Below are 26,441 nucleotides of genomic sequence, written 5' to 3' on the forward strand. Positions count from 1 at the left end.
AATGGACCGGGCCTTCCATGTTTCCCGTGTAAACCCTAGTGGGACAGGCTCTTTGCTTCCTCGGGTGCTTCCACCGCAGCGTGGCCGTGGCCGTGCGCAGCTTCAAGCTCAGCAGGAGTCGCAGGTGCTACCCGGTCCTCGAAGAACCACTTGGAGAGGAACGCGCGTCGCTTTTCCTTGCGGGTTACGACGCCGTGTTCATTCGGTACGGCGGGGAGAACCTCTGGCGATTCGAAGCCCACCAGCTTGTAGCGCTTGTACTCGTCCAGGGGCGCGTGAACCTCGATGAACTCGCCGTGCGGGAGGCGGACAATGCGGCCCGTCTCGCGTCCATGCAGGGCGATCTCGCGGTCCTTGCGCTGGAGGGCCAAGGCCACGCGCTTGGTGACGATGAAGGCGATGACCGGGCCAATAAAGAACAGGGCCCGCAGCCAGTACGTGACGTCGTTCAGGGAGACGCTGAAGTGGGTGGCGATGAGGTCGGACCCTGCAGCTGCCCACATCACGCAGTACCAGACGAAGCCGGCCATACCGATGGCCGTACGGGTGGGAGCGTTACGGGGACGGTCCAAAACGTGGTGCTCACGTTCGTCCTTGGTGACCCAGCGCTCGATCCACGGGTACATGAACATGACCGTGAACAGGATGCCTGCCGGGACCAGCGCCGGGAGCAGGACATTCAGCGTGAGGGTGTAACCGAAGATGACGTACTCGAAGTGGAAGTCGCCAATCACACCCGGCATCAAACGCAGGGCGCCGTCGACGAACCCGATGTACCAGTCGGGTTGGGTACCGGCGGACACGGGGGAGGGGTCATACGGGCCGTAGTTCCAGATCGGGTTGATCGTGAAGAAGCCTGCCATGAGGGCCAGGACACCGAAGACGATGAAGAAGAATCCACCGGCCTTGGCTGCGTAGACAGGACCCAACGGGTAGCCGACAACGTTGTTGTCGTTGCGGCCGGGGCCCGGGTACTGGGTGTGCTTGTGAATGACCACCATGAAGAGGTGAAGGACGATCATCAGCAGGATGAGTGCCGGCACCAGCAGGATGTGCAGCATGTACAGGCGCCCGATGATTGCGGTGCCCGGGAATTCTCCACCAAAGAGGAAGAAGGAGATGTAGGTACCGATGACAGGGATGGACTTGATCACACCGTCGATGATGCGCAGGCCGTTTCCGGAAAGCAGGTCATCAGGCAGCGAATAGCCGGTGAACCCGGCGGCCATGGCCAGGATGAGCAGGACGCCGCCCACTACCCAGTTCATTTCGCGGGGCTTGCGGAAGGCGCCGGTGAAGAAGACCCTCAGCATGTGCACTGCGATGGAAGCCACGAACAGCAGTGCTGCCCAGTGGTGGACCTGGCGCATGAACAGGCCGCCGCGGATGTCAAACGAGATGTCCAGCGACGAGCTGTACGCCACGGACATCTCGACGCCCTTCAGGGGAACGTACGAGCCGTCGTAGTGCGTCTCGGCCATGGACGGATCAAAAAAGAATGTCAGGAACGTGCCCGAAAGCAGGAGGATGACAAACGAGTAGAGGGCCACTTCGCCGAACATGAAGGACCAGTGGTCCGGGAAGACCTTGCGGCCGAATTCGCGGAGGATTCCGGAACCGCCCACACGGGCATCGACGAAGTCGGTAATCCGGCCCGTCTTGGTTTTGGCGACGAAAGCCGGCTCAGCTGGTGATGCTGCGCTCATGCATATCACGCTCCCAATAACTTGGTCCTACAGGTTCTTTGAAGTCGCTGGTAGCGACCAAGTAGCCCTCGTCGTCAACTGCGATGGGCAGCTGGGGGAGAGGACGGCTGGCGGGGCCGAAGATCACCTTGCACTCTTGGGTGAGGTCGAAGGTGGACTGGTGGCACGGGCACAGCAGGTGGTGCGTCTGCTGCTCGTAGAGGGCAACAGGGCAACCGACGTGGGTGCAGATCTTGGAGTAGGCGACAATGCCGTTGTAGCCCCAGTCCTCACGGCCCTGGGAGGGGTTAAGCGATGCCGGGTCCAGCCGCATGAGCAGCACAACGGCCTTGGCCTTTTCGTTGAGCTTGCCCTCGTGGAGGTCGTTGAGCCCTTCCGGAATGACGTGGAAGGCGGAGCCGATGGTGACGTCCGAGGCCTTGATGGGCGTTCCGTCAGGGTCCCGGGCAAGCCGCTTGAGCTTGCCTTCCTGGGGTGCCCACATGGTGTGGGCCAGTTTGTCGTCCGGGCGAGGTCCGAGGTCACCGAAGATGGCGACGGCGGGCAGCGGCGCAAGGGCGACGGCACCGAGGAGGGTGTTCCGGATCAGCGGACGGCGCTTGATGCCCGTCTCTTCGACGATGTCATCGACGATGCGGACTGCCGCCTGGCGGTCCTCCTCGTAACGGATCGCGTGGCGTTCCTCGGAAACTTCGTGGTCCGGCATGAGGGCCTTGGCCCAGTGCACAATGCCGGTACCGATGCCGAGCATGGCAAACGCCGTGCCAAGGCCCAGCAGCATGTTCTGAAGCCGGATGGTGCCGATGCTCGATTCTTCGCCTCCCAGGTCAATGGCGAAGTACGCCACCAGGAAGATCAGGGTTCCAACAACAGAGATGCCAAATAGTAAGGCGACCTGCCGTTCTGCCCGCTTTGCGGCCTTCGGGTCCGTGTCAGCCAGGCGCAAACGGTGCGGAGGGATTCCAGGATCCTGGAATTTCTCCACCTCATTCTGACCAGCCGTAGCTACGGTGCCCGAGTGGTTCGGACTGCCGTCACTATGGTTGCCCATAATTCGCCTCATCCTTCTCTCGTCCCGGCGGGTGCCGGGTTAGTTTCTAATATCAAGCTGCTGACGGATCAGCAGAAGTGTGTGGTGGTTCCCAGGGGTCAGGACGTCCGGGAAGTCAGCCAGATCGTGAAGGCGATGATGACACCGAGGCCTGCAACCCAAACAAACAGGCCTTCCGCCACCGGGCCCAGGGACCCGAGGTCTGCTCCGCCCGGCGAGCCGCTGGTTTCGATCTGCTTCAGGAAGGTGATGATGTCCCGCTTGCCTTCGGGGGTGATGTTCGAATCACTGAACACCGGCATGTTCTGGGGGCCGGTGGCCATGGCTTCGTAGATGTGCTTGCCGGACACGTCCGCGAGTGCAGGGGCGAACTTGCCGCGGGTCAGGGCGCCGCCGGCTGCTGCCGCGTTGTGGCACATGGCGCAGTTGGTGCGGAACAGCTCGCCGCCTGCTGCTGCGTCGCCGCCTTCGTCAAGCAGGCTTTCTTCAGGAACCGCCGGGCCGGCACCCAGGGAAGCGACATAGGCCGAAAGCTGCCGCGTCTGCTCATCGTTGAACTGGACGGGCTTCTTCATGGCCTGCGGACCGTTCATCTGCATCGGCATGCGGCCGGTACCCACCTGGAAATCGACAGCTGCTGCGCCAACGCCAACCAGTGAAGGCCCGTCCTGGCTTCCGCTGGCACCCATGCCGTGGCATGTGGCGCAGTTGGCCGCAAACAGCTTGCCGCCCTCTTCCACGTCATTGGCGCTGTAGGAAGTGCTGGAGGCCTTGGCCTCGTTGACGGTGGTAGCCGCGGCGTACAGCCCACCCGTGATGAGGAGCCCCATCAGGAGCAGCGCTAGTGCTGCTAGTGGGTGACGCCGCTTTTGTGAGAGTGCCTTCACGTGGTGGTTCCTTTATTCGATCCTGCGCCGGCTCCGGGAGCCGCTACCTGAAATTCTGCCTCTTGTAGAAAAAGAATCAAAGCTGGCTACTTGAGTACGTAGATGACCAGGAAGAGGCCGATCCACACGACGTCCACGAAGTGCCAGTAGTAAGAGGTGACAATCGCTGACGTCGCTTCAAAATGCCCGAACTTCTTCGCGGCGAAGGACCGGCCCATGATGAGCAGGAAGGCGATGAGGCCGCCGATGACGTGGAGGCCGTGGAAGCCGGTGGTCATATAGAAAGCGGAGCCGTAGGCGTTGGAGGACAGCGAGACGTGCTCAGAGACCAGCATGGCGTATTCCATGGTCTGTCCGGCTACGAAGAACGCGCCCATCAGGAACGTCAGGGTGAACCATTCGTTCATTCCCCAGCGGGCGAACTGGAAAGCGCCCCCGGTCCGGCGCGGCTGAAGCCGTTCAGCCGCAAAGACGCCCATCTGGCAAGTAAAGGAACTGGCCACGAGGACGATGGTGTTGACGAGCGCAAAGGGGAAGTTGAGCTTGGCTGTCTCATCGGCCCACATCTGCGCACTCGTGGAGCGCAGCGTGAAGTACATGGCGAAGAGACCGGCGAAGAACATCAACTCGCTGGACAGCCACACAACGGTTCCAACGGAAACCATATTGGGGCGGTTCAGCGTGGGGTGCGCCGGGGTACTGGGGGCATGGGTCGCAGATGTCACATAGACATTATGTCTGTAAAAGTCCGTGCTGCCCAACGCAAACCGCCTTTTCGGGGGACTTTTTCTACAAAGACGCGAAATCGCCCGGAAAAGTTCCCGGAGGGGTTCACATTGGTCACGCCCCGGCACGCTCGATAGCATCAGGAGGTGACTTCACAGGCTTCCGCACCGTCCGGCAATTCTTGGCCCCGCCTGATCTCCGCCTTAATTGGCGGTACTGACCTGACAGCGGACGACACCTCCTGGGCGATGGACACCATCATGTCGGGAGAGGCCACGCCCGCCCAGATTGCCGGATTCCTGGTGGCGCTCAGCTCCAAAGGCGAGACGGTTGAGGAGCTCTCGGGCCTGGTGGCTGCAATGCTTGCCCATGCGAGGCCTGTGACCATCTCCGGCGAGAAGCTGGACATCGTCGGCACCGGGGGAGACCAGTTAAACACCGTGAACATCTCCACGATGGCAGCCCTGGTCGCCGCAGGGGCCGGCGCCAAAGTGGTCAAGCACGGCAACCGGGCCGCGTCGTCGTCGTCCGGCTCCGCCGACGTACTTGAAGCCTTGGGTGTGCGGCTCGACCTGACCGTCGACGAAGTGGCCCGCAACGCCGAAGAGGCCGGAATCACGTTCTGCTTTGCGCAGGTGTTCCATCCCTCGTTCCGCCACACCGCCGTTCCCCGGCGGGAGCTGGCTATCCCCACCGCTTTCAACTTCCTCGGCCCCCTCACTAACCCTGCCAACGTGCAGGCCTCAGCGGTCGGCGTCGCAAACGCCAGGATGGCGCCGCTGGTAGCTGGCGTGCTGGCGCAACGGGGGAGCAGGGGCCTGGTTTTCCGCGGCAACGACGGCCTGGACGAGCTCACCACCACGGGGCCGTCCACAGTGTGGGAGATCCGTGATGGCCGGGTGACAGAGCTGACGTTCTCTCCGCAGGACCTGGGCATCCGCCTTGCCACCGTGGAACAGCTGCGTGGTGGAAACGCAGAGGTGAACGCGGCCGTTGTCCGGGAGGTCCTCGCCGGCAAGGAAGGACCCGCCCGGGACGCCGTCCTGGTCAACGCAGCGGCCGGACTGGTGGCCTTCGACCAATCGGCCGAGGGCCCGTTCCTCGACCGGATGCGGACGGCTTTTGCCCGCGCCGCCGAATCCATTGATACCGGGGCCGCCGCAGCCGTCCTTGGGAAGTGGGTCGCGCTCACCGCCCGGTGAGCACGGCCAGTTGCCTACTGCTCAAAGCCCAGCGAGAACGCTGCGTCCAGGTCATGCTGGGAGTAGGCGCGGAAGGCAATATGGGTTGTGGTGTGGACCACGGCAGGGACCTTGGAGAGCCTGTCGGCGATGACGTCGGCCAGGTCCTCGTGCCGGTGGACCCGTGCCACGGCAATGAGATCCCATTCTCCGGTGACGGAATAAACCTCGCTGATTCCCTCGATCGCGGAGATTTCCTCGGCTGTTTCAGGAATGCGGGCAGCGTCGGTCTTGATCAGAACGAATGCAGTGATCACGTTGAACCCTTCCGGATCTGTTGCGCCGTAGCAGTGCCCGGCAAGTTTCTGCTGCCAGCCTATTACATTGGCAGGAGCCTGCGGCCGGGCACCCCTGGCCTGTTCAGGCGCCGCGGCGGCGCCGGAACATTGCCAGCAGCAGGCGATAGCCAAGCAGCAGGAGCCCCAGGCTAAGCAAGGCCACCATGACAAACGGGAGCACCACGGTCTGGCCTGTCAGGGCGCGCAACACCATCCCTCCTGCCACGCTGCCGAGCCAAACGGCAATGCCGGCGGACCGTACCGAGAGGGGATCCCGCCATGCCCTTGCGATGATCCACCCCATCGCAGCACCCGCCAGGAACGGCCAGGCGGTCAGCATCACGCCGGTCACCACGTCGCCGCGCTGGTGGGCGTCGCGTCCGACGGCGGCGAACACCAGGATCATGACGGCGTCGGCTCCCGCCGCTGCCAGGGGCAGGCGGACGGCATGCGGTTTCACATTGCGGGAAGTCATGGATCCGAGCTTAACGCCAGCCGTTGTGTGCCGTGGACCGCGGCATTAGGCTCAAGCCGGAAGGGAGCCACCATGCCTCGAAAAATCGGGACCTGCCTCTGGTTCGACAACCAGGCGGAAGAAGCGGCACAGTTCTACACTTCGGTTTTCGACGATTCAAGAATCCTCAACATTTCGCGCTTTGGTGATGGCGGACCCGGCGCGGCGGGCGAAGCGATCGCCGTCGACTTTGAACTCGAAGGGCGGGGCTTCACCGCCCTGAACGGTGCCCGGGGATCCGCCTTCACTGAAGCTGTCTCGTTCGTGGTGGACTGCGAGGACCAGTCCTCGGTGGACCGGTACTGGGCAGCTCTGACAGACGGCGGCTCAGAGAGCCAGTGCGGTTGGCTGAAGGACCGTTTCGGCTTGTCCTGGCAGATCGTCCCCTCAGTCCTCCCGTCCTTGATCGCAGGCCCCGACCCCCACGGATCGCAGCGTGCCATGCAGGCCATGTTGGGGATGCGTAAGCTGGACATCGCCGAACTGCAGAAAGCGTATGACGGCTGACCCTGCCGGGAAACCCGCTGCAGTCTCCGGTGGACCCGTGTTGCCGAAGTATCTGCTGTTGGAGGCCGGGTGAACAAGCCACTGTGGATCTGTTGCCTCGTTGGCGCCGCTGTTGGAATTACCCTTGGGCTCGCGGTCTTTGACAGTCCGTTCCTTGGTTTTGCACTGGGACTTGGGATTGGGGCCGTGGTTGGCGCCGGGATCGGGTCCACGCGTTAGATTCCGTACGGGGTGGCCTCCGCTTCGGATAGGGACCTCTCCCTTAGGAAGTATGGGGATGGCCCCATTGACAGGACCCACCGTCCTGAGGATGCTCATTCGTACCATCCACCACATGTTTTGTTGAACCGAAATCAGGTTCCCATGGGCGCCGACGGCTATGGAGAGTTGAAACTGGAACTGCTCGGGTCCTGGCGTCTCTGCCGGGACGGCGTGGTTGTGCATGTTGCTGCGCGCCAGCAGCGGCTGATCGCGGCGCTGGCCATCAAGGGTCCGCTTCTCCGAACCTATCTCGTCGGCTTGTTGTGGCCCGAGTATCCGGATTCCAAGGCGTTGGAGAGTCTGCGCGTCAGTGTCCACTTGGTTTCACGCCAAGTGCCCGGGCTGATCGTCAACGAGGGCCGGATGCTGTACCTCAGCGACAACGTGGACGTTGACCTGAGGCGGGTCCGGCTGCAGGCCAGGACGCTGGGCGGTGCAGGGCTGAAGGGAGACCCTGCATCCTTGCTGGACGGGCTAAGTGATGCCCAACTGCTTCCCGGCTGGTACGAGGACTGGATGATCGTTGAACAGAGCCGGCTGCAGCAGGACCGCTTACGGGCTTACGTAGCCATCGCTTCGTATTCACTTGCCGTGGGTGACACCGGGACGGCAGAGGCAGCCGCCGAGGCCGCGGTGGAGATCGAGCCACTCTATGAGACTGCCGTGAAGCTCCTTATTGAGGCTGAATTGCAGCACGGCAATCCCGCCGCCGCGCTCAGGGCTTACGAAGGCTACCGGAAGCAGCTTGGGGAAGAAATGGGTTTGCTGCCTTCGGACTCGGTGAGCGCGCTTCTCGCCGGGGCCCTTGAGCGGCGGCCGGGTTTGGGGACGGAACAGTCAGTTCCTCCCCGTCACCCCTGGCTGAGCGGCCAGCCAGCGCTTGACCACGCTTAGGACCTCCGCGGGGTCGGCTGTGGCCACGGTCCTTTGAGTGCTGCTGGGAGTCTGTCCGAAGGTTATCCTCGCCCGAAAACCCTGTGGGTGGCCGGGCTCGTGCCAGGTTCGGATGACCATGAAGCCGGCGGAGGGGGGCTCCTGCCCTGGTCGTTGGTCGCCCGCTGGCTCGGACCAATGCTGCTCTTGCATCATCCCGGTCACCCCGCCCCGTCCTGGCTCAAATGCTTGTGGGAAGGTACAGGCTTCCGCCGCGCCGATCCCCTGGCTGCCAGAAGTGCCCTCCGTTGAAGTGGAGGGCTTACCCTTCGTCCCTTTGATCTTGGTGGAGGAAAATCAGGAGTTGGCTCGCGTTTCCGAAATATTGACGCAAGATTGGCGGCGGGGCTCCCATCCAGTGCACGTGGTGCCGTTACCGGTGCCGTGAGCCGCAAGCCCGCTCACGTTCTGAAAGTGACCGTTCCGGGTGAGGGGGAGCGGCGCAGTTCCACCGCGAGCGTGTGTGGTCCGAGTTGGGTGAGTCCGGAGCGGACAGTTTTTGGAAGCGGGAACTGCACATATCGCTCCGAGTCCTATGCGGGCGCTGCAGTTCCCGCTTAGCTGTCGGTTTCCCGTTCGTTCCTTGCTGCAGTCGGCTATTAGAAATACATACCGAATATGGACGCCACGTAAGCAAGGAGCAGGACGTATCCCAGTGCGAAGGCCGTTTGGTAGGGCCATCGAGTGCGGCGAAGTTCCCGTTCACCTACTGAGTGCTGAGCGGCCGTCCCGGGGCGGACCGCCCGAATTGGAGGCAGCTGGACTCGAAAGATGCTCACAGCGAAAACTTGGAGGATTGCGGCCGCGAAGGCCAGCAAGGGCTGGCCGAGGAAACCGGTGACGGCGGGAAGCAGGAGTTCCACTCCGATGGCTACCACGTTCCCTGCCAACTGGAGCCGTTCGAAGAAGTGATCCGCTCGGGATCCTTCCTTGATGGGGAATCGATAGCGTCCGGCTACGCAGACTGCCACTGAAGCAAGGACTATGGCCAGCAGTATCAGAAACCGTTCCATCTGGGTCACCTCCTGCTAGCCGTCGGGGCACTGCGATCATGGATACGGGGATCGCAGTGCACTCCAATGAGGTCCCCGCGCACTAGCAGCCACGTCCCCAGGGAGAAGCCTCGCAGATCATCCGTCACGAGACCGACCTTAGTTGTTCGCGGACCGACCGTGCTGCAGCGAGGTCAGGCGCGTCAGGATCCCAGAGGAGTCAAACGCGCACCACCTGCGTAGCCGGCCATTGGGACACCGGCGTCAGCGGCGTGTTTGTGAATGACTTGGTAGCTGTAGCCCAGGGCATTTGCGACCAGGGTGGGTGGCAGTTCTTGGACGAGGCCGCGCAGAGCGGTGTTCCGGGCTCCGCCGGTGTGGATGCCCAAGGCACGTAGTTGGCCCATCATCGCGTCGGCGTGGATGTGCTGGCCCGGCAAGGTGCCGGGGAAGAGCCACTGGCTCCCGCCGTTGCCGGTCTGCTGGTTGGGCCGGTCGTGCAAATAGTCCCAGAACATAGGGGCAATCTGCGCAGGAACCAGGACGGGGACATTGCCCAAGCCCAGGTGCAGCCCTTCGGGCAGGGCCTTATCCCAAAACGGGGAAGCGGGTATCACCAGGTCCTATTCTGCATATTCTGCAATTGGATCACTTCTACTTGACATAATGTAGATTATCGGCGTTTCTGGGAGGGTCGGGACCACGGGTCCACCAGCGCAGTATTACCGCCCGGGACCGGTAACTCCGCAGGTCAACGCCCAGGCCTACCGTTGCCTTAATCCAAGGGCTCGCTAAGAATGAACCAATGACGGTCTACGTGCGTTCACTTGAAACTGCAGTTCCGAAAACGAAGCTGATCCAGTCGGAAGCCCGGGATGTCTTTGCGGCGCAGCCTGGCCTGTCCAGGCTGGGTGCCCGGCTGGTGAACACGTGCTTCGATTCGGCCGCCATTGACACACGCTTTACTGCCGTCGAGGAACTGACCAACGACTTCCGCTCGGATGATCCGCAATTCTATGACCCTGCCACCGGCCTGCTCCTGAACCCCGGCACCAAGGCCCGGAATGAGATCTTCGGCCGCGAAGCCACCAAGCTCTTCGTCGAAGCTGCCCGCTCCGCCGTCAACGCCTGCCCGGAACTCAATTTACTTGACATAACTCACCTGGTGACCGTCTCCTGCACGGGATTCTTCAACCCGGGGCCCGACTACAAGATTGTGCGCGAGCTTGGCCTGGATCCGGCCGTCCAGCGCTACCACCTCGGCTTCATGGGCTGCTACGCGGCCTTTCCCGCGCTGCGCGCAGCAAAGCTGTTCTGTGAAGCGGACCCCAACGCCGTAGTCCTGGTGGTCTGCGCGGAACTGTGCTCGCTGCACGTCCGTACCTCCAACGACCCCGACACCATCATGGGGTCAGCCCTTTTCGCCGATGGAGCGGCAGCCGCCGTCGTCACCGCCCGGCACGGCGCCGAAGACCATGCCCTGATGCAGCTGGACCATTTCGAAACAGTCCTCACCCCCGTCGGCGAGGATTCCATGGCCTGGAACATTGGTGACCACGGCTTCGAGATGGTCCTGGGCAACTACGTCCCGCACATCATCGACGACCACATCGTCGGGGCGCTGGCGCCCCTCCTGGCGCGGGAACCGGAACTGGCAGCACTCCCCTACTCCTCCATCCGCCACTGGGCCATCCACCCGGGCGGCCGCAGCATCCTTGACAAGGTCGAGTCCAGGCTCGGCCTGACGCAGGAACAGCTGGTGCCGGCCCGCGAGGTCCTCCGCAATTACGGCAACATGAGCAGCGCAACCGTCCTGTTCGTCATCAAGCACATCCTGGAACAGGACCCGGAGCCGGGTGACGAAAGGATTTGCTCCATGGCCTTCGGCCCCGGGCTCACCGTGGAAACGGCGGTCTTCACCAAACTGCGGCAAGCGCCGCGTACAACGCGGCCGGGGCACAATTCCCCCGAGGAACAGGCTCAGGAGCGGCTGCCGGCGGAAGCGCCAGTGGCCTGATCCCCGTGGATCTCCTGCTGCGGCGGCGCGCCGCCTGGGCGGTGGAAATCATGGACCTGCCCGACTGCGACCCGCAGGCCCTGGACAACACGTACCGACAGTTCGCTGTCATTAACCGGATGCTCTCCGGCTGGCGCCGGCTCTACGTGCGGGAGCTGCGTCCTTTCCTGGCGGGCAGCCCCCGGCCCGGGACGCTCCTGGACATTGGCTCGGGCGGAGGCGATCTCGCCACCCTGCTGTCGCGCTGGGCCGCGCGCGACCACCTGGCCCTGCACATCACGGGCATCGATCCCGATCCCCGGGCCGCCGCCTTCGCCGAGCGGCGCCCTGAAGTTCCGGGACTCACTTTCCGGCAGGCCCACAGCGCCGACCTGGTCAGCGAGGGACGGCAGTACGACTTCGTGATTTCCAACCATGTCCTGCACCACCTTGATGAGGCGCAACTGCAGGAACTGCTGGCGCATTCGCAAGTGCTGGCCGGAAAGGCCGCGCTGCACAACGATCTCCGCCGCAGCCCGGTTGCCTATGCCCTTTTCAGTGCCGCTGCCCTGCCTTTCCGCCATTCCTTTATCCGCGCGGACGGGCTCACGTCCATCCGGCGCAGTTACACGCGTCTGGAACTGGCGGCCATCGCTCCCCCCGGCTGGGTGGTCAGGCCAGGCAGTCCTTTCCACCAGGTCCTCGCTTATTCGAGGGACTGACGTGGCAACAGACGTGGTCATCGTCGGCGGCGGCCCGGTGGGCCTTTACCTGGCGGCTTCCCTGCTCCAGGAGGGCGTCTCCGTACGCCTCCTCGAGCAGCGGACAGAACGCAATATCCACACGCGTGCCATCGGAATCCATCCTCCTGCCCTCAAGGCGCTGGACGGCATCCACCTGGCCGATGCCATGGTGCGGGAGGGCATGCCGATAACTGCGGGTTTGGCCCTCAGCGGCGGGAGGACCGTGGGCACCATGTCGTTCGCAGGTGTTTCGGAGGCCTTTCCGTTCGTGCTGGCCCTCCCCCAGTACCGGACGGAACAACTCCTCGAGGAACGCGTCCATGCCCTCGATAGCGGGGCCATCGTCAGGGGCGTGCGCGTCACAGGAGTGAACGACGACGGCGCTGCGGCCGCCGTCGCCGTCGAACCTTCCAGCGATGCAACGGCAGGCGATGGCAGCTTTGAAGCGTCATTCGTGGTCGCCGCCGACGGCGCAAGGTCATTGCTGCGCGATGCCCTCGGTATGCCCGTCCGCACCAAGGCCTATCCGGACCACTACCTGATGGGCGACTTCGCCGACTCCGGACGCCATGGGCAGATGGCTGTCCTTTTCCTCGAGCCGGAGGGGATTGTAGAGTCCTTTCCGCTCCCGGGCGGCCTGCGGCGGTGGGTGGTACGGCTCGGCCGGCCCGCGGGAGGAGCCGACGCCGGCCGGCTGGCACGCCTGGTCCTGCGGCGGACGGGAATACTGCCGGACGTTCGGACCAACACCATGCTGAGTGCCTTCAGCGTCCGCTCCACGATGGCCCGGCGGACCGTGGCCGGGCGGGTAGTGCTGGTGGGCGACGCCGCCCACGAAATCAGCCCGATCGGCGGCCAGGGCATGAACCTTGGCTGGCTGGACGCCCAAGCCCTTGCTCCCGTGCTCCGGGAGGCCGTGGCGGGAAAGCCGGTGGACGGGCGGCTGAAGGAATTCGCCGCCGCCCGGCGGCGTGCCGCTGCGGTTGCCAGGCGCCAGTCCGAAGTGAACATGCTGTTGGGACGCCCGCTGCCGCCGCCGCTCCTTAGGCTCCGTAACCTTGCCATCGGCGGTGCCGCTTCAATCCCGGCCATGAACAGGTGGACGGCCCGGCGCTTCACCATGCAGTAGGGCCGGTAAAGCGCGGACATGGTGCCCGGCGGGAGTCAGCGGAAGTAGCAGTCGTAGCTGTCCTGGCTCACGATTTTTCCGTCAGCAACCTCAAAAACCGACGACGTCCGGGCCCGGATGGTCTCCCCCCGGTCCCAGTAGCGGAGGTCCATCCGGACTGTCGCGGACCAGTCTGCCTCCACGGCCACCCTTCCGCCCTCACAGGTTGTGCGCCTGATGTGGAACTTCTGGTCCGACACCACCTCGGAGCTTTGGTCCGCGCCGGCAAGGACCGAAGCGAGCGTGCGGGTGGAGCCTTCCGGAGCCAGGAGGTGCGGTGCTTCCACCAGCACGAAGGTGTCCGCCAGGAAAGGCCTGATCTCGGCGGCCCCTCCGCCTGCTTCCAGGGCCCGGATGAATCCGAGGACCCGCTCCAACGGAGAGATGCTCAGGGGAGGGTGTTCAGCCATGGAAACGACACTAACCCACTGTGGCCGGCAGGACGACGGAGGCCAGTAGGCTTTCCCCATGAGCCCCATCCCGCCGGAGACCACCGTCAGCGATGAACAAATCCGGGAAGCCGTGGAGCGGATCCTTTCGGCCGAAACCATCCCGCCCATCGTGCAGGCCGGCCACCCCGCCCTCCGACAGCGCGCCGCCGCTTTTGACGGTCAACTGTCCTCCGACCAGCTGGAGCGCCTCATCGCGCTCATGCGGCAGGTGATGCACGAGGCCCCCGGCGTGGGACTGGCGGCACCGCAGCTCGGCATCCCCCTCCAAATCGCGGTCGTCGAGGACCGGTTCGACGTCGATCCGGAGGCCGCTGCGTTGCGCAAGCGCAGTCCGTTGGAGTTCATCGCACTCCTAAACCCCCGATACACCCCGCTGGGCACGGAGTATGCGTCCTTTTACGAGGGCTGCCTTTCCCTGAACGGGCTTCAGGCAGTGGTGGCCCGTCCCGAGAACGTCCTGCTGGACTTCCAGGCGCCGGATGGCTCGCCGGCCCGGCGGGAGTTCGCAGGCTGGCAGGCCCGGATTGTGCAGCACGAAACCGACCACCTGAACGGTGTCCTGTATGTGGACCGGGCCCAGCTGCGGTCGCTCAGCAGCAACGCGGAGTACGCCGCCCACTGGGCGGAGCCCGGGATCAGCAAAGCCCGGGCAGGGCTTGGATTCGACACCGGCCCGGTCAGCGTCGCAGGCTCCTAGCTGGACCCGTCCGGGTCGCCGCCTGCCCGCGGCCGCCACCGGCCCTGGCGGGCAGCCACGCGGAGAGTCAGGCCTGCCGCCCTAAGATGGTGGCTATGCCCGCTCCCAACCTTCCCTTGCTGTGCCCGGTGTGCTTCCAGCCTCTGGAGCCGGCGGGACCGCATCCCGGCGGCCAAGGCCGCCTTGTTTGCGGCTCTTCCCACAGCTTTGACGCTGCCAGGCAGGGGTATTTCAACCTGCTGGTGGGAAAAGGCACCGCGTTCGAGGCGGACACGGCGGAGATGGTGGAGGCCCGCTTCAACTTCATGGGGAAAGGGCACTACCTGCCGCTGGCGGAGGCGGTGGCAGCCGCCGTCGTCCCTTCCCTGCCCAGGGATCCCGCTGTCGTCCTGGACTCAGGTACCGGCACCGGGCACTACCTGCGTGTTCTGCTTGACGCGGCGGAGGCCGATGGCCTTGATGTGGCTGCCCTTGGCCTGGACATCTCGAAGTTCGCCCTGCGGCGCGCCGCGCGGCTCAACCCGGAGGCGGTGAACCTCGCCTGGGACGTATGGCAGCCGTTGCCGGTACGGGACAACTCTGTGGACGCGGTCACGGTTATTTTCGCACCCCGGAACGCAGCGGAGTTCGCACGCGTGCTGCGGCCGACGGGCCTGCTGGCTGTGGTGACACCCCGGCCCGGTCACCTCGCTTCCATTGCGGAATCGGCTGGCATGCTGAGGATCGAAGAAGGCAAGGAGGACCGTTTGGCCGGGGCCATGCAGCCGCACTTCAGGATCGAGAGCGCCCGGGACGTCGACTTCCCCCTTGCGCTCACCCGCCGGGAGGCAGCGGACCTTGCGCTCATGGGCCCGGCGGGGCATCACAGCGACCGCACCGCCATCGCCGCCAGGCTGGAGGGCCAGCCGGAGCCTGTTGCGGCCGAGGCCCGGTTCCGCCTCACAGTCTTCCGCCCCGCCTGGCCCCGGAAGCAGTAACGACTTGGCCACTATCCCCGGCAACTCCCGGCGGCCCGCCCACAGGAAGGCTACCCGCATTAGGATGGAAGAACAGTTACTGGAGGGTCCGCGGTAGCGGCTCCCCGTAGCGAAGGGGGAGCACGTTGTTCGAATGGTTGGGCGAAAACTGGTGGGCACTGTGGCTCACCGCTTTCCTCGCTTTTGCAGTGATCGAGATGATCACCCTTGACCTGTTTTTCATCATGCTCGGCGGAGGAACCCTCGCCGCCCTGGTGGCTGATTTCGCCGGCGCCGACCTCTGGCTGCAGATAGTGGTTTTCTGCGTCGTCTCCCTGCTCATGATCGCCTTTGTCCGTCCGGTGGCCCTGTCCCACTTGAAGAAGGGGCCATCCGAGCAGCGCACCAACGTTGACCGCCTGATCGGTGAGCAAGCCGTCGTCATGGAATCTGTCTCCTCAGCCGGCGGCCTGGTGAAAATCGGCGGCGACATCTGGAGCGCCCGCTCAGCGGCAGGAGTCCTTCCCGCCGGCCAAAAAGTTGTGGTGGCCGCCATAGACGGTGCCACCGCCGTGGTTTCGGCAGCATCCGAACCCGACGCCAAGTCCTGACACAGCCTGATCAATTGGGGAAGAAGGAAATGTATGGATAACGCAGGAGGAGCCGCACTCGCCATCGTGCTGGTGGTCCTGATCGTGTTTGTGATTATTGTCCTGGTCCGGGCGGTCCGGATCATCCCACAGGCACGGGCGGGCGTTGTTGAAAGGCTGGGCAAATACCAGCGGACGCTCAATCCGGGACTGACCATCCTTATTCCCTTCGTTGACCGGCTCCTGCCGCTGCTGGACCTGCGCGAGCAGGTGGTCTCCTTCCCGCCGCAGCCTGTCATCACCGAGGACAACCTGGTGGTCTCCATCGACACTGTGGTGTACTTCCAGGTCACCGACCCGCGCGCCGCCACGTATGAGATTGCCAACTACATCCAGGCCGTGGAGCAGTTGACCACCACAACTCTGCGCAACGTGGTGGGCGGGCTGAACCTCGAGGAGGCGCTCACGTCCCGGGACCAGATCAACGGACAGCTGCGCGGCGTCCTGGACGAGGCTACGGGCCGCTGGGGCATCCGTGTGTCCCGCGTGGAACTGAAGGCCATTGATCCGCCCCACTCCATCCAGGACTCGATGGAGAAGCAGATGCGCGCAGAAAGGGACCGCCGGGCCGCGATCCTGACGGCCGAAGGAACCAAGCAGTCAGCCATCCTGACCGCCGAGGGCCAGCGGCAGGCCGCCATTCTCAAGGCGGAGGGTGATGCGAAGGCCGCCATCCTCCGCGCCGACGGTGAAGCGCAGGCCATCCAGAAGGTCTTTGACGCCATCCATCGCGGCAATCCGGACCAGAAGCTGCTGGCGTACCAGTACCTGCAGACCCTGCCCAAGCTGGCGGAGGGCTCCTCCAACAAGCTCTGGATCATCCCCAGCGAAGTAGGCGAGGCACTCAAGGGGATCGGCAACGCCCTGGGCGGAACCAGCCTGGAGTCCACCGGAGGGCTATTCGACGAAGCGGGAGCCAAACCGACGGAGCCCTAAGGCCCAACAGCGGAAGGACCGGCTGACAGTCCTTGCCGGTTTCGATGAGGGGTTCGCGCGGCCGCGGGCCCCTCTTTTGGCTGTTCATGCTTAACGCCGGTATAATTGTGTATTTGTCCGGCTGGAGCAGATCCGCTGGAACAACAAAGCTTCGCGATGCGTTGAATCTAAAGATGCAGCACAGAGCACACAGTAGTCCGACGGTACGTGTTTACCGCCGGCCGGCGCGGTGTTGTCCACCGCGCACCGACCAAAGGGAGAAATCATGAGCGATCGCAGCCTGCGGGGCATGCGCCTTGGCGCGCAGAGCATGGAGACCGAGTCCGGAGTCGAGCCGGCTCCGCGCCAGCGCGTCGAGTACCGGTGCGAAGACGGTGAGCAGGTCTTCGTTACGTTCTCCTCAGAAGCGGAAATTCCCCCGGTGTGGGTTTCCAAGACCGGCAAGGAAGCCCTCCTGGTTGATGGCGAACGCCCCGACACCAGCAACGACAAAGCGGTCCGTACCCACTGGGACATGCTCCTGGAGCGCCGCTCACTCCCCGAACTGGAGCAGATCCTCGAAGACCGGCTGACCATCCTGCGCGAACGCCGCGGAGAACGGCGCTCCGCCTAGGGGAACCAAGCCCGAGGCTTTTAACAGGAAGGGGGCTGTCCCTGCACTTGGTGCAGGGACAGCCCCCTTCCTTGTTTAACCCGGCTTCTACGCGCGGCGTTGCACCGGTTAAGGCTGCTGCGCCGGTGCCTTCTTGCCGGTCAGGGTGTGCCAGCGGGCCTGCAGGCCCCACTTGGTGACATTGACCATGGCCTCGAGCACGATGTTGCCGCTCATCTTGGAGGCTCCCAGCTCCCGCTCGACGAAAGTGATGGGCCGTTCTTCGATGCGGAGCCCCATGCGGGCCACGCGGAACGCGAGGTCCACCTGGAAGCCGTAGCCAACCGAGTCCACCTGGTCCAGGTTGAGCTTTTCCAGCGTTGTCCTGCGGAACGCGCGGTAGCCGCCCGTGACGTCCTTGATCTTCAACCCCAGCATGAGGCGGGCATAGGTGCTGCCTACCCTGGAAATCACCTGCCGGTAGAGGGGCCAGTTGACGACGCTGCCGCCGGGTACCCACCGGGAGCCCATGGCAAGGTCCGCGCCCTGCTCAACGGCTTCCAGCAGCAGGGGAAGCTGCTCGGGCTGATGGGAACCGTCAGCGTCCATTTCAACCAGGACGTCATATCCGGCGTCCAGGCCCCACCGGAAGCCGGCAATGTACGCGGCGCCCAGGCCTTCCTTGCCCTTTCGGTGCAGGACGTGCACCTGGGAGTCCTCGGCAGCGAAACGGTCCGCGAGCTGGCCGGTGCCGTCCGGGCTGTTGTCATCCACCACCAACACGTCCGACGCAGGGACCGCCGCGCGAAGCCGCTGCAGGGTCTTGGGCAGCGATTCCAGCTCGTTGTAGGTGGGAATGATCGTGAGGACGCGCACAAAGGGCCTTTCCTGGGGGAAACGGTCAGAGCGCCCGGCCGCGAACAGGGCCGCGGCAGGCGCAACTACCAATTATAGGGTGGTGGCCGCCCGGTCAGGACCGGAGCGCAGGACTTGCGAAAAGTTCGACGCCGTTCCGGACCGTCTGCAGGCACACGGGGTCGCTGCCGGTGTCCAGGGCAGGCAGCAGCGGTGTCCGCGCCCTCGGGTCGGTGCTCCAGGACTGGACCCGGCCGTCGGCCACCTGGACCATGAGTTCCTCGACCTCCCAAACGGCGAAACTCGCAGGAGCTCCCGGCACAAGCTGTCCTGCCATGGGGTCGGAATATTTGGCCGCCCGCCATCCTGCACGGGTGTGGCCCAGGAACGCTGCGCGGGCTGAGATCCGCTCATCCTGGTTGTGGTGCTCCAGGCAGGCGCGGACGCTGGACCATGGCCGCAGGGCCGTCACGGGGCTGTCGCTGCCGAAGCACACGGGAACCCCGGCGGCATAGAGCCTGGCAAAGGGGTTCATGGACCGGCTCCGCTCCCCCAGCCTCTGTTCGTACAGCCCTCCGGGGCCGCCCCAGGCAGCGTCGAACGCTGGCTGGACGCTGACCGTTACCGCGTACCGGGCCAGGGTTCCGACGGCGGCGGCATCCACCATCTCCACGTGTTCGAAGCGGTGGCCGGCGGCGCGCACCCGCTGCTCACCCACCTCACGGGCTGCCAGCTCGAGGGCGGCCAAGGCAGTGTCCAGCCCGGCGTCCCCAATGACGTGGAACCCGCCTTGGACCCCTGCAAGCGAGCACGCAGCGAGGTGGGCTGCAGCTTCATCAACAGTCAGGTACAGGTTCCCGTGCTCGCCCGGCGCGTCCGCGTACCCGGACCTTAGTGCCGCCGTCCGTGATCCGATGGAGCCGTCGATGTTGAGGTCGCCGGCCAGCCCCCGCACGCCAAAGCCAAACTGGTCCAGGAGCCTGCGGGCATGTTCTTCGGAGGACGCCAGTTCCCCCCAGTAGGGAAGGACTTCAGGAACTCCGGCACTTTCCGGGCCACCATTGTTCCATCCGGCGGCAAGCCGGAGGTCCTCCACTCCGCCGATGTGCGGTGCGCCCATTTCCGCGACTGCCACGTAACCGTTTGCCGCCGCTTCGGCCAATGCACGGCCCTGATGGCGCCGCAGCTCGTCGTGCGGCAGCCGGCGGGTAGCCTGGCGGGCGGCCGTGTGCGCTGCCCGGCGGACCCTCGCCCCGCCGTCGAACCCATCCAGCTCCCGGACGCCCGCCGCGTGGGCCAGGGACCCGGATACCAGCGCGGAGTGCACGTCCACCCGGGAGAGGTACACGTGGCGCCCCGCGGACGCCCGTTCCAGTTCATCGGCGGTGGGCAGGGTGTCATCCGTCCAGGTGGTCTCATCCCAGCCGTGGCCCAGGACAGGTCCTTTGCCGGGTACGCAGGCTACGGCGTCCAGCAGTTCCTTGGCTGAACGGATTCCGCCCAGCTGCAGTGAGTCCAGCGCGATGCCGGTCTCGGTCAGGTGGAGGTGCGAGTCCACGAAACCCGGCGCCACCAGGGCACCCCGAAGATCGATGATCTCCATTGAACTGTCAGCGATGGACGAGGCCGCCTGTTCGGATCCCACCCAGGCAACCGTGCCGCCGTCAACCACCATGGCCGTGGCAAAAGGGTCTGCCGCGCTGTAGACGGACCCGTTCCGGTAGAGGACAGTCTTGGCTCGGGCAGCGGGCAGCGGTTCAGGCTGGGACATGCGGGGCAGTGCTCCTGGGGTTGGTGTGGGCCGGTGGGTGGCCGGCGAAGCTTGTCAGAGTACGGAAGAGTAGGCCACGACGCCACGGCGGATCAGCGAGATTGCTTCGGCGCAGAGCCGGGCAAGGCCGGGTTCCAGGCCGGGAATCTTGGCGAGCTGGTCGAGGAGGTCGACAACCTGCTTCACCCACCGGACAAAGTCGCCCGCTGCCAGGTCCGTGCCGCTCAGGACGTCCTGCAGGTGGCGGCCGCGGGCCCACTTGTAGATCGGCCAGACGAGCCCCAGTTCGGGTTCGCCGGTCAGCGGAAGCTTGTTCTCCTCTTCCACGTCCTCCAGGGCAGACCATTCGCGGATGACGATATCCACCGACGTCTCCAGGGAAATACTGGGCATCCGCGGCCGGAGTCCCCGGTCTTCCCGCTTTGCCTGGTACACCAGCACGCTGGCCAGGGCGGCAACTTCCACGGCATCCAAGTCATCGAACGCGCCCAGCCGCAGGGACTGGGAAATGAGGAGGTCCTTCTCCCCGTAGATCCGCCGCAGCCGCTGGCCATCGGGGCTGATGCCCAGCCGGCCGTCGGCAGCTGGCTCCAGATACCCGTAGGCGGTCAGGACGTCGCACACACGGTCGAAGGTCTTGGCGATTGTGTTGGTCCGGCCCTGGATCTGGCGCACCAGCCCGTCGGTTTCCCGCCGCAGCTTCCACCAGCGTTCGGACCAGCGGGCGTGGTCCTCCCGTTCGCTGCAGCCGTGGCACGGGTGGGCCCGGAGGGCGCGGCGGAGGTCGGCGATGCGTTTTTCCTGGTTGGGCAGGGCCGTTGCAAGGCCGAAATCATGGTTGCGGTTGTTGCCCGGGGCGGGCGAACGGTTTTCCCGCAGCGCGTTCCGGGCCGAGGACGCGAGATCACGGCGGGATTTGGGCACTTTGGCGTTGAAGGACTTGGGAATGCGAATGCGCGTCACCGGCGCAATGGGGCCTTCCAAGTCATCGGTGCCGATTCTCCTCAGTTGATTGTCCAGCGTCAGGACCGCAGGCCGGGGCTCGCGGCTGGTGTGGTCCGAACTGAGCACAATTGCCGGGCCGGGCGCCCTGCCCCCGGGAACATTCACCACATCGCCCGGCAGCAGGCGGGCCAGGGAATCGTCACTCAGCGATTTCCTGACGCGGGACTTGGTGCGCGAACCGGCGTTTTCGGCGTCGGAGAGTTCCCTCCGCAGCCGGGCATACTCGGTAAAATCGCCCAGGTGGCAGGTCATCGACTTGGCATAACCCGCCAGCGACTCCTCCCGGCTGCGCACCTGCTTGGCAAGCCCCACCACGGAACGGTCAGCCTGGAACTGGGCAAAGGAAGACTCAAGGATTTCGCGGGCCCTGGCGCGGCCGAACTGGGCCAGGAGGTTGATGCTCATGTTGTATGTGGGCCGGAAGCTTGAGTTCAAGGGGTACGTGCGCCGGGACGCCAGGCCGGCGACCGCCGTCGGATCCGTTCCTGGCTGCCACAGCACCACGGCATGGCCTTCGACGTCGATGCCTCGGCGGCCTGCACGGCCGGTCAGCTGGGTGTACTCACCGGCGGTGATGTCCACATGGGCTTCACCGTTGAACTTGTCCAGTTTTTCCAGCACCACGGACCGGGCAGGCATGTTGACGCCCAGGGCCAGGGTCTCCGTGGCGAAAACGGCTTTGACCAGGCCGTCCGCGAAAAGCTTCTCCACCACCTCCTTGAAAGTGGGCAGCATGCCCGCATGGTGGGCGGCGAAGCCCCGGATGAGTCCGTCACGCCAAGTCCAGAAGCCCAGGATGTCGAGGTCGTCCGGCGGGATGTCCTGGCCGGCTTCGTCAACGCGCTGGGCGATGATCCGCTGTTCCTTCTCGGTAGTAAGCCACAGCCCGGAGCCGACGCACTGTGCTACGGCGGCGTCACAGCCGGCCCTTGAGAAAATGAAGGTAATGGCAGGGAGCAGGTCCATCCGGTCCAGGCTTGCGATGACCTGGGGACGGCTGGCGGGACGCACTCCACGCTCGTCCCCGCCCCCGCCAGGACGGTCGTTGCCGCGCCGCCCGCGCTGGCCGCGTCCGCCGGGTCCCCCCTGGCGGCTGCGGAAACCCTGCTGGATCTCGCTGCGCGCTACCTTGAGGAGGTCGGGATTGACGTCGAAGCCGCGGCCCTTCGCGCTGTCCTTCGACGAAACCGGCTGCGTCTCCCCCTCGTCCACCGGCGGAGCGATTTCGTCGAAAGTGGTTTCGCCGGCGAACAAGTCCATGATCTGGCGGCCAACCATCACGTGCTGCCAGAGAGGTACCGGCCGGTGCTCGGAGACGATGATGTCGGTATCACCGCGGACGGTGTCCAGCCACGCTCCGAACTCCTCGGCATTCGAGACCGTGGCGCTGAGTGAGACCACCTGCACCTCGCTGGGGAGGTGGATGATCACTTCCTCCCAGACCGCGCCCCGGAACCTGTCGGCCAGGTAATGCACCTCGTCCATCACCACGTAGCCGAGGTGGTCCAGCGTTGCCGAATCCGCGTACAGCATGTTCCGCAGGACTTCCGTGGTCATGACGACGACGGGGGCGTCACCGTTGATGCTGGTGTCGCCGGTGAGGAGGCCAACATTCGCGGCCCCGTATTTCTCAGAGAGTTCTGTGAACTTCTGGTTGCTCAAAGCTTTGATGGGGGTTGTGTAAAAAGCCTTCATGCCGCGCTGAAGCGCCAGGTAGATGGCGAATTCACCGACGATGGTCTTGCCGGCGCCTGTGGGTGCCGCCACCAGCACTCCCCTGCCCTCCTGGAGGGAGCGGCATGACTGCCGCTGGAAGTCGTCCAGTTCGAAGTCAAGGGTCCGGACGAAGGCTCCGAGGTACGTTGCCGCTTCGGCCCTGCGCTCGGCGCTGGCACGGTACCGCTCGGCAGGAGAGAGCTCTTCAGTGTCGGTGGGCCCGGCAGGAAACGGTCCAATGGAAGAAGGCCCGGTGTTGGAGGACATACCCCAAGCCTAACGGGGCTCAGAGGTTCTTGAGCTCACTTCCGGGGGTGGCGATATCCGCTGTGGCCTCGGTTTCAGCTGCCCGCTTGGCTGTCCTGCGTTCGCGGCGCTTGTCGTTCATCAGGCAGATGCCGATCGCGGCAAAGAAAAGCACCAGCAGCGGACCTGCAAGCATGAACATCGAGATGGCATCTGCTCCGGGAGCGGCGATGGCAGCGAGCACGAACACGAGGAACACTGTGATGCGCCAGGCCTTGAGGATAGTACCGCCGGAGATGATGCCCGCCATGTTGATGCCCACCAGCACCACGGGAACCAGGAAAGCCAGGCCCAGGACCAGGACCATGCGGGTCACGAACTCGATGTAGGTGCGGGCATCGATAACGCTGGAGGACCCCTCCGGGGTGAACTGCGTCAGGGCGTGCACCACCTGCGGCACAACCAGCCAGCCGGCCCAGATGCCGGCCAGGAACAACGGAACGGCCGCCGCCATGTACCCCAGCGTGTACCGGCGCTCCTTGGAGGTCAGGCCGGGCGTGATAAAGGCCCAGAGCTGGTAGATCCAGATGGGGCTGGAAATGACCACGCCGATGAGGAGTGACATTTGCAGCTTGAAATCGAACGGAGACGCAATGCTTCCGAAGTTAATGGCCGAGAGCCCGCCGGTCTGCTCGGAGATGCGGTTGACCGGCTCGGCAAGGGCCTTCAGCAGCGGATCGTAAAGTATCCAGCCCCCGATGCCGCCAATGACGACGCCGATCGCCGACTTTATCAGCCGGTTTTTGAGCTCTTTGAGGTGGTCCCAAAGAGCCATCCGCCCCTCGGGGTTGGCTTTACGGGCCCGCGACAGTGCCACTGGGGGTCAGGCGCGGTTCGACGGCGGAACGTCAGTGCCGTCTGTCGGCTCACCGGGCTTCGCCTTGGGGTGGTTGACGATGGTGCCTTCCACCGGGCCTGAAGCGTCAGTGGAATCGGTCTTGCCGTCGTTCTTCATTTCCTTGACTTCGGACTTGATGATCCGCATGGACTGGCCAAGGCTGCGGGCCATGGCCGGAAGTTTGGGCGCGGCAAAAAGGAGCAAAGCAACAACGATGATAATTACGATGGGCCAAGGGCCATCAAAGAGTCTTCCCACGGGAAATCCTTTCGTCTCAATACAATTTTACTTCGGGGTGAAGTCCAGATCGCCGAGTGCCTGCGGCTGGCCCCGGTCTATCTTGCGCTGCACCCGCCGAAGGCGGCGTTCTTCCTGTCGGGACGACTTGGATGCCTCGTAATCATGTCTCATGACAGTCGGCGAGGCAAAAACCGCGGACCCCGGGCGGGGCGTCACCGGCGCTGTGGAGGCCCCGGACGTTTCAAGGGGGCCCAACTGCCCCAGCTTTTCACCGGCCGCCCCCAGGTCCTTGACGGTTGCCATGAACTGGCGGAACAGCCGGATGCCCAAAAGGACATAGAAGAGCAGCGAGAGCGCTATGAGCGCCACCCATATCAGGATCCAGGACCACCAAGGCATGCTTCGAAGTCTAGCCGCCGTACATGGCCAGGGATGCCGCCAGCCAGCTGCGGGCCGCCTCCGCCAGCTCCGCAGGAGCAAGAATCCGGGCAGAACCGCCGTGCTGTGCCACGAACATAGGCAGCCATGCGGTGTTGCCGAAGCGGATGTCCGCCACCAGTCCGCCGTCGGGCAGTTCCGCCGTACGTTCCGCGTAATAGTCGTCTGCCAGTCCCCTCCCCTGCCGGGTGAGCTGGACGGTTACGGTGGTGTCGTCGTCGTTGGCGGTGAAAAGCTTTGCAGGCACCCCTTCCGCCGGCGTGATGCCGGCGGGAATCGGAGCACCGTTCGGGTACAGCTCCTGGACCCTGTCCAGGCGAAAATTCCGCAGCCCGCCGACTGCGTGGCAGTAGGCCTCGAAGTACCAGGTGTTGTCAAGGGAATAGAGCCGGAGCGGGTCGACATCGCGTTCGGATACGGCGTCGCGCTGGGGCGACAGGTACGCCAGCCGCAGCTGGGAGCGGGACTCGATCGCCTGCCGCACTGCGGCGTGAGTGGCGGCATCTGCCGGTGCGACCTCGGGCCCGGCAAGGGAAGCCGCCCTGAGCCCTTCTTCACCGGCTGCCGCCAGGAGTTTTAGCGTCACCGATTCCAGGGCGCCGCCCTCGGCTACTTCCGGCAGCCCGTTCAGTGTCTCCAATCCGGTCAGGAGGGCGCAGGCCTCCTCCACAGTGAAACGGACCGGTTTCGTCAGGTCCAGGTCCTGGGTGATGTACACGTGGTCGTCGTCCCACTGGATGTCCAAAAGATCATCGGGGTATCCCTCGGGAAGCCCGGAGCAGATCAGAATCTGCAGGTCGTCCTCCAGCTCCTTCCTGCTGACGCCGAAGTGATCGGCGACGTCCTGGATGTGCAGGCCCTGGTTGTGCACCAGGAAGGGCACCAGTTGGAGCATGCGCTTAAGCTGGTCCTCGGAAGTGCGTTTACGGACACTTCTGGCGCGAGCCTCGCTGAAGCGGTAGGAGGGCGCAGGTGCCGCGCTAAAATCCGCGGCGGCGCGCAGCCTCCGGCGGACGGCTTTGACGAGCCCGGCGGGTGACACTGCCCGCGCATCCGGGCCGTAGGAGGCGAGTTCCTCGGCCAGGCTCTCGGGGTCCCTGAATTGCAGGGCCAACCGCTCATAGCCCGCCACGGGCGCGCCGTCGGCGTTGCCTGCCTCAGAGCTCCGCCGGCGCAGTGCCAGCAGGCGTCCTTCCCTGACGTCCACGATCGCGGTGCGCAGCGGAAGTTCCGGGAGGCGGGCCAGTTCCTGCCGCACATTGAAGTCCGCGGGCGGAGTGTAGAGCTCTTTGTCCAGGGTTGTCACCGCACTGGTAATGCGGGAGAGCCGGAAGTGCCGGGCGGCATTCCGCGCCCGGTCGTGGCCCATCAGGTACCACTGGCCAAACCGGCTGCCCAGGCCCCACGGTTCCACCGTCCGCAGTTCTTCCTTGCCGGTGGTACCCGCAAGGTATGCGAATGTGACGGGGTGCCGGGAGTGCATCGCGGCGACCAGGTCATCGAAGGCCTGACCGGCAGGTTTGATCCGTGGCTGGACGCCGGCGGGCAGGCCGACGTCGGCCATTCGGCCGGAGGCCTTGAGCTTCCGGAGGGCGCTTTGGGCAGAGGTGCCCAGGGCGGCGCGTTCCCACAGCTGGGAGGCAAGGAGGAGCACGGTCCATTCCTCGGGACCCAGCTGGACATCAGGAAGGCGGTTCGATTCCTTGCCGATCCGGTAGCGGGTGGTGGCAGGATCGTCCTCGCTCCATCCCATGTCCGTCAGTGTCTCCACCTCGAAGCCGAACTGGCGCAGGTCGTTCTTGTCGCGTTCGAACATCCGGCCGAAGGCAACGTCGTTTCCTGACTGGTCGTGGTAGACCTTTTCGCGCAGCTCACTGCGGCGCAGGCCGTACCGGGTGTTCAGGAGCGCGATGAGCAGGTTGAGGAGACGTTCAGTACGGGATACGGACACTCTGGTTACGTTACTAAAGTCCGGGCCGGAACGCA

27 protein-coding genes are annotated in these 26,441 nt (G+C 64.6%); 11 read left to right on the top strand and 16 right to left on the bottom strand.

Features of this window, described 5'->3' with window-relative positions; all coding sequences use genetic code 11:
- Positions 1-35: 35 nt before the first annotated feature.
- From Q9R30_RS09245 to Q9R30_RS09260, 4 genes are all read right to left on the bottom strand, one after another.
- On the bottom strand, positions 36-1,706 hold the full coding sequence (locus Q9R30_RS09245) for a ubiquinol-cytochrome c reductase cytochrome b subunit (RefSeq protein WP_104997998.1): 1,671 nt from the start codon (positions 1,704-1,706) through the stop codon (positions 36-38).
- Positions 1,684-2,757: a ubiquinol-cytochrome c reductase iron-sulfur subunit gene (locus Q9R30_RS09250; RefSeq protein ID WP_104997997.1), complete on the bottom strand. Its 1,074-nt coding sequence runs from the start codon at positions 2,755-2,757 to the stop codon at positions 1,684-1,686. The genes Q9R30_RS09245 and Q9R30_RS09250 overlap by 23 nt, the downstream gene beginning before the upstream one ends.
- A gap of 98 nt (positions 2,758-2,855) precedes the next feature.
- Positions 2,856-3,644, bottom strand: coding sequence for a c-type cytochrome (locus Q9R30_RS09255; protein WP_104997996.1), 789 nt, complete (start codon positions 3,642-3,644; stop codon positions 2,856-2,858).
- 86 nt (positions 3,645-3,730) lie between these two features.
- Entirely contained in the window at positions 3,731-4,405 is a 675-nt protein-coding gene (locus tag Q9R30_RS09260) for a heme-copper oxidase subunit III (protein ID WP_267895209.1), read from the bottom strand.
- Between the two features lie 111 nt (positions 4,406-4,516).
- Here Q9R30_RS09260 and trpD point away from each other — a divergent pair, with 111 nt between their 5' ends.
- The gene (gene trpD / locus Q9R30_RS09265; RefSeq protein WP_311217410.1) at positions 4,517-5,572 is read left to right on the top strand and encodes an anthranilate phosphoribosyltransferase; all 1,056 of its coding nucleotides are present in this window, start codon (positions 4,517-4,519) and stop codon (positions 5,570-5,572) included.
- 14 nt (positions 5,573-5,586) lie between these two features.
- Here the strand turns inward: trpD and Q9R30_RS09270 are convergent, their stop codons facing one another.
- Entirely contained in the window at positions 5,587-5,868 is a 282-nt protein-coding gene (locus Q9R30_RS09270) for an Lrp/AsnC family transcriptional regulator (RefSeq protein WP_013601017.1), read from the bottom strand.
- 103 nt (positions 5,869-5,971) lie between these two features.
- Positions 5,972-6,364 (bottom strand): DUF3054 domain-containing protein, encoded by a 393-nt coding sequence (locus Q9R30_RS09275; RefSeq protein ID WP_104997993.1) that lies wholly within the window; start codon positions 6,362-6,364, stop codon positions 5,972-5,974.
- Between the two features lie 72 nt (positions 6,365-6,436).
- On the opposite strand from Q9R30_RS09275, the gene Q9R30_RS09280 reads away from it, so the two are divergent.
- Both Q9R30_RS09280 and Q9R30_RS09285 read left to right on the top strand, forming a co-directional pair.
- Entirely contained in the window at positions 6,437-6,910 is a 474-nt protein-coding gene (locus tag Q9R30_RS09280) for a VOC family protein (RefSeq protein ID WP_104997992.1), read from the top strand.
- A gap of 342 nt (positions 6,911-7,252) precedes the next feature.
- Positions 7,253-8,065, top strand: a complete 813-nt coding sequence (locus tag Q9R30_RS09285) for a BTAD domain-containing putative transcriptional regulator (protein ID WP_234005373.1) — start codon at positions 7,253-7,255, stop codon at positions 8,063-8,065.
- Positions 8,066-8,703: 638 nt separating this feature from the next.
- On the opposite strand, the gene Q9R30_RS09290 is transcribed toward Q9R30_RS09285, so the two are convergent.
- Both Q9R30_RS09290 and Q9R30_RS09295 read right to left on the bottom strand, forming a co-directional pair.
- Entirely contained in the window at positions 8,704-9,117 is a 414-nt protein-coding gene (locus Q9R30_RS09290) for a hypothetical protein (protein ID WP_311217411.1), read from the bottom strand.
- Between the two features lie 182 nt (positions 9,118-9,299).
- Positions 9,300-9,713, bottom strand: coding sequence for a hypothetical protein (locus Q9R30_RS09295; RefSeq protein WP_199775231.1), 414 nt, complete (start codon positions 9,711-9,713; stop codon positions 9,300-9,302).
- 188 nt (positions 9,714-9,901) lie between these two features.
- Here Q9R30_RS09295 and Q9R30_RS09300 point away from each other — a divergent pair, with 188 nt between their 5' ends.
- The 3 genes from Q9R30_RS09300 to Q9R30_RS09310 are packed head-to-tail and all read left to right on the top strand — an operon-like array spanning position 9,902 to position 12,964.
- Positions 9,902-11,113: a type III polyketide synthase gene (locus tag Q9R30_RS09300; RefSeq protein WP_104997989.1), complete on the top strand. Its 1,212-nt coding sequence runs from the start codon at positions 9,902-9,904 to the stop codon at positions 11,111-11,113.
- Positions 11,114-11,118: 5 nt separating this feature from the next.
- Positions 11,119-11,814 (top strand): class I SAM-dependent methyltransferase, encoded by a 696-nt coding sequence (locus tag Q9R30_RS09305; RefSeq protein ID WP_311217412.1) that lies wholly within the window; start codon positions 11,119-11,121, stop codon positions 11,812-11,814.
- Between the two features lies 1 nt (position 11,815).
- A complete protein-coding gene (locus tag Q9R30_RS09310; protein ID WP_311217413.1) occupies positions 11,816-12,964 on the top strand; it encodes an NAD(P)/FAD-dependent oxidoreductase in 1,149 nt (382 codons plus the stop codon).
- A gap of 35 nt (positions 12,965-12,999) precedes the next feature.
- Here Q9R30_RS09310 and Q9R30_RS09315 read toward each other — a convergent pair whose 3' ends face one another.
- Positions 13,000-13,413 (bottom strand): nuclear transport factor 2 family protein, encoded by a 414-nt coding sequence (locus Q9R30_RS09315; RefSeq protein WP_104997986.1) that lies wholly within the window; start codon positions 13,411-13,413, stop codon positions 13,000-13,002.
- 58 nt (positions 13,414-13,471) lie between these two features.
- Here Q9R30_RS09315 and Q9R30_RS09320 point away from each other — a divergent pair, with 58 nt between their 5' ends.
- From Q9R30_RS09320 to Q9R30_RS09340, 5 genes are all read left to right on the top strand, one after another.
- Positions 13,472-14,152, top strand: a complete 681-nt coding sequence (locus tag Q9R30_RS09320) for a peptide deformylase (RefSeq protein ID WP_104997985.1) — start codon at positions 13,472-13,474, stop codon at positions 14,150-14,152.
- A gap of 95 nt (positions 14,153-14,247) precedes the next feature.
- Positions 14,248-15,129 (top strand): putative RNA methyltransferase, encoded by an 882-nt coding sequence (locus Q9R30_RS09325; protein ID WP_311217414.1) that lies wholly within the window; start codon positions 14,248-14,250, stop codon positions 15,127-15,129.
- A gap of 125 nt (positions 15,130-15,254) precedes the next feature.
- Positions 15,255-15,719, top strand: a complete 465-nt coding sequence (locus Q9R30_RS09330; protein WP_311217415.1) for an NfeD family protein — start codon at positions 15,255-15,257, stop codon at positions 15,717-15,719.
- A gap of 33 nt (positions 15,720-15,752) precedes the next feature.
- On the top strand, positions 15,753-16,694 hold the full coding sequence (locus Q9R30_RS09335; RefSeq protein WP_311217416.1) for an SPFH domain-containing protein: 942 nt from the start codon (positions 15,753-15,755) through the stop codon (positions 16,692-16,694).
- A 265-nt stretch (positions 16,695-16,959) separates the two neighbouring features.
- On the top strand, positions 16,960-17,307 hold the full coding sequence (locus Q9R30_RS09340; RefSeq protein WP_013600997.1) for an RNA polymerase-binding protein RbpA: 348 nt from the start codon (positions 16,960-16,962) through the stop codon (positions 17,305-17,307).
- 108 nt (positions 17,308-17,415) lie between these two features.
- Here the strand turns inward: Q9R30_RS09340 and Q9R30_RS09345 are convergent, their stop codons facing one another.
- From Q9R30_RS09345 to Q9R30_RS09375, 7 genes are all read right to left on the bottom strand, one after another.
- Entirely contained in the window at positions 17,416-18,162 is a 747-nt protein-coding gene (locus Q9R30_RS09345) for a polyprenol monophosphomannose synthase (RefSeq protein WP_311217417.1), read from the bottom strand.
- A 94-nt stretch (positions 18,163-18,256) separates the two neighbouring features.
- On the bottom strand, positions 18,257-19,912 hold the full coding sequence (locus tag Q9R30_RS09350) for an amidohydrolase family protein (RefSeq protein WP_311217418.1): 1,656 nt from the start codon (positions 19,910-19,912) through the stop codon (positions 18,257-18,259).
- 54 nt (positions 19,913-19,966) lie between these two features.
- A complete protein-coding gene (locus Q9R30_RS09355; RefSeq protein WP_311217419.1) occupies positions 19,967-22,900 on the bottom strand; it encodes a DEAD/DEAH box helicase in 2,934 nt (977 codons plus the stop codon).
- A 19-nt stretch (positions 22,901-22,919) separates the two neighbouring features.
- Positions 22,920-23,714: a twin-arginine translocase subunit TatC gene (gene tatC / locus Q9R30_RS09360; protein WP_104997978.1), complete on the bottom strand. Its 795-nt coding sequence runs from the start codon at positions 23,712-23,714 to the stop codon at positions 22,920-22,922.
- Positions 23,715-23,762: 48 nt separating this feature from the next.
- A complete protein-coding gene (tatA, locus tag Q9R30_RS09365; protein ID WP_104997977.1) occupies positions 23,763-24,035 on the bottom strand; it encodes a Sec-independent protein translocase subunit TatA in 273 nt (90 codons plus the stop codon).
- Positions 24,036-24,062: 27 nt separating this feature from the next.
- On the bottom strand, positions 24,063-24,416 hold the full coding sequence (locus Q9R30_RS09370; protein WP_104997976.1) for a hypothetical protein: 354 nt from the start codon (positions 24,414-24,416) through the stop codon (positions 24,063-24,065).
- Positions 24,417-24,426: 10 nt separating this feature from the next.
- Complete coding sequence (locus Q9R30_RS09375; protein ID WP_311217420.1) at positions 24,427-26,406, bottom strand: WYL domain-containing protein; 1,980 nt, start codon at positions 26,404-26,406, stop codon at positions 24,427-24,429.
- Positions 26,407-26,441 lie beyond the last annotated feature (35 nt).

The organism is Arthrobacter sp. AB6 (assembly GCF_031844545.1).
GTDB lineage: Bacteria > Actinomycetota > Actinomycetes > Actinomycetales > Micrococcaceae > Arthrobacter.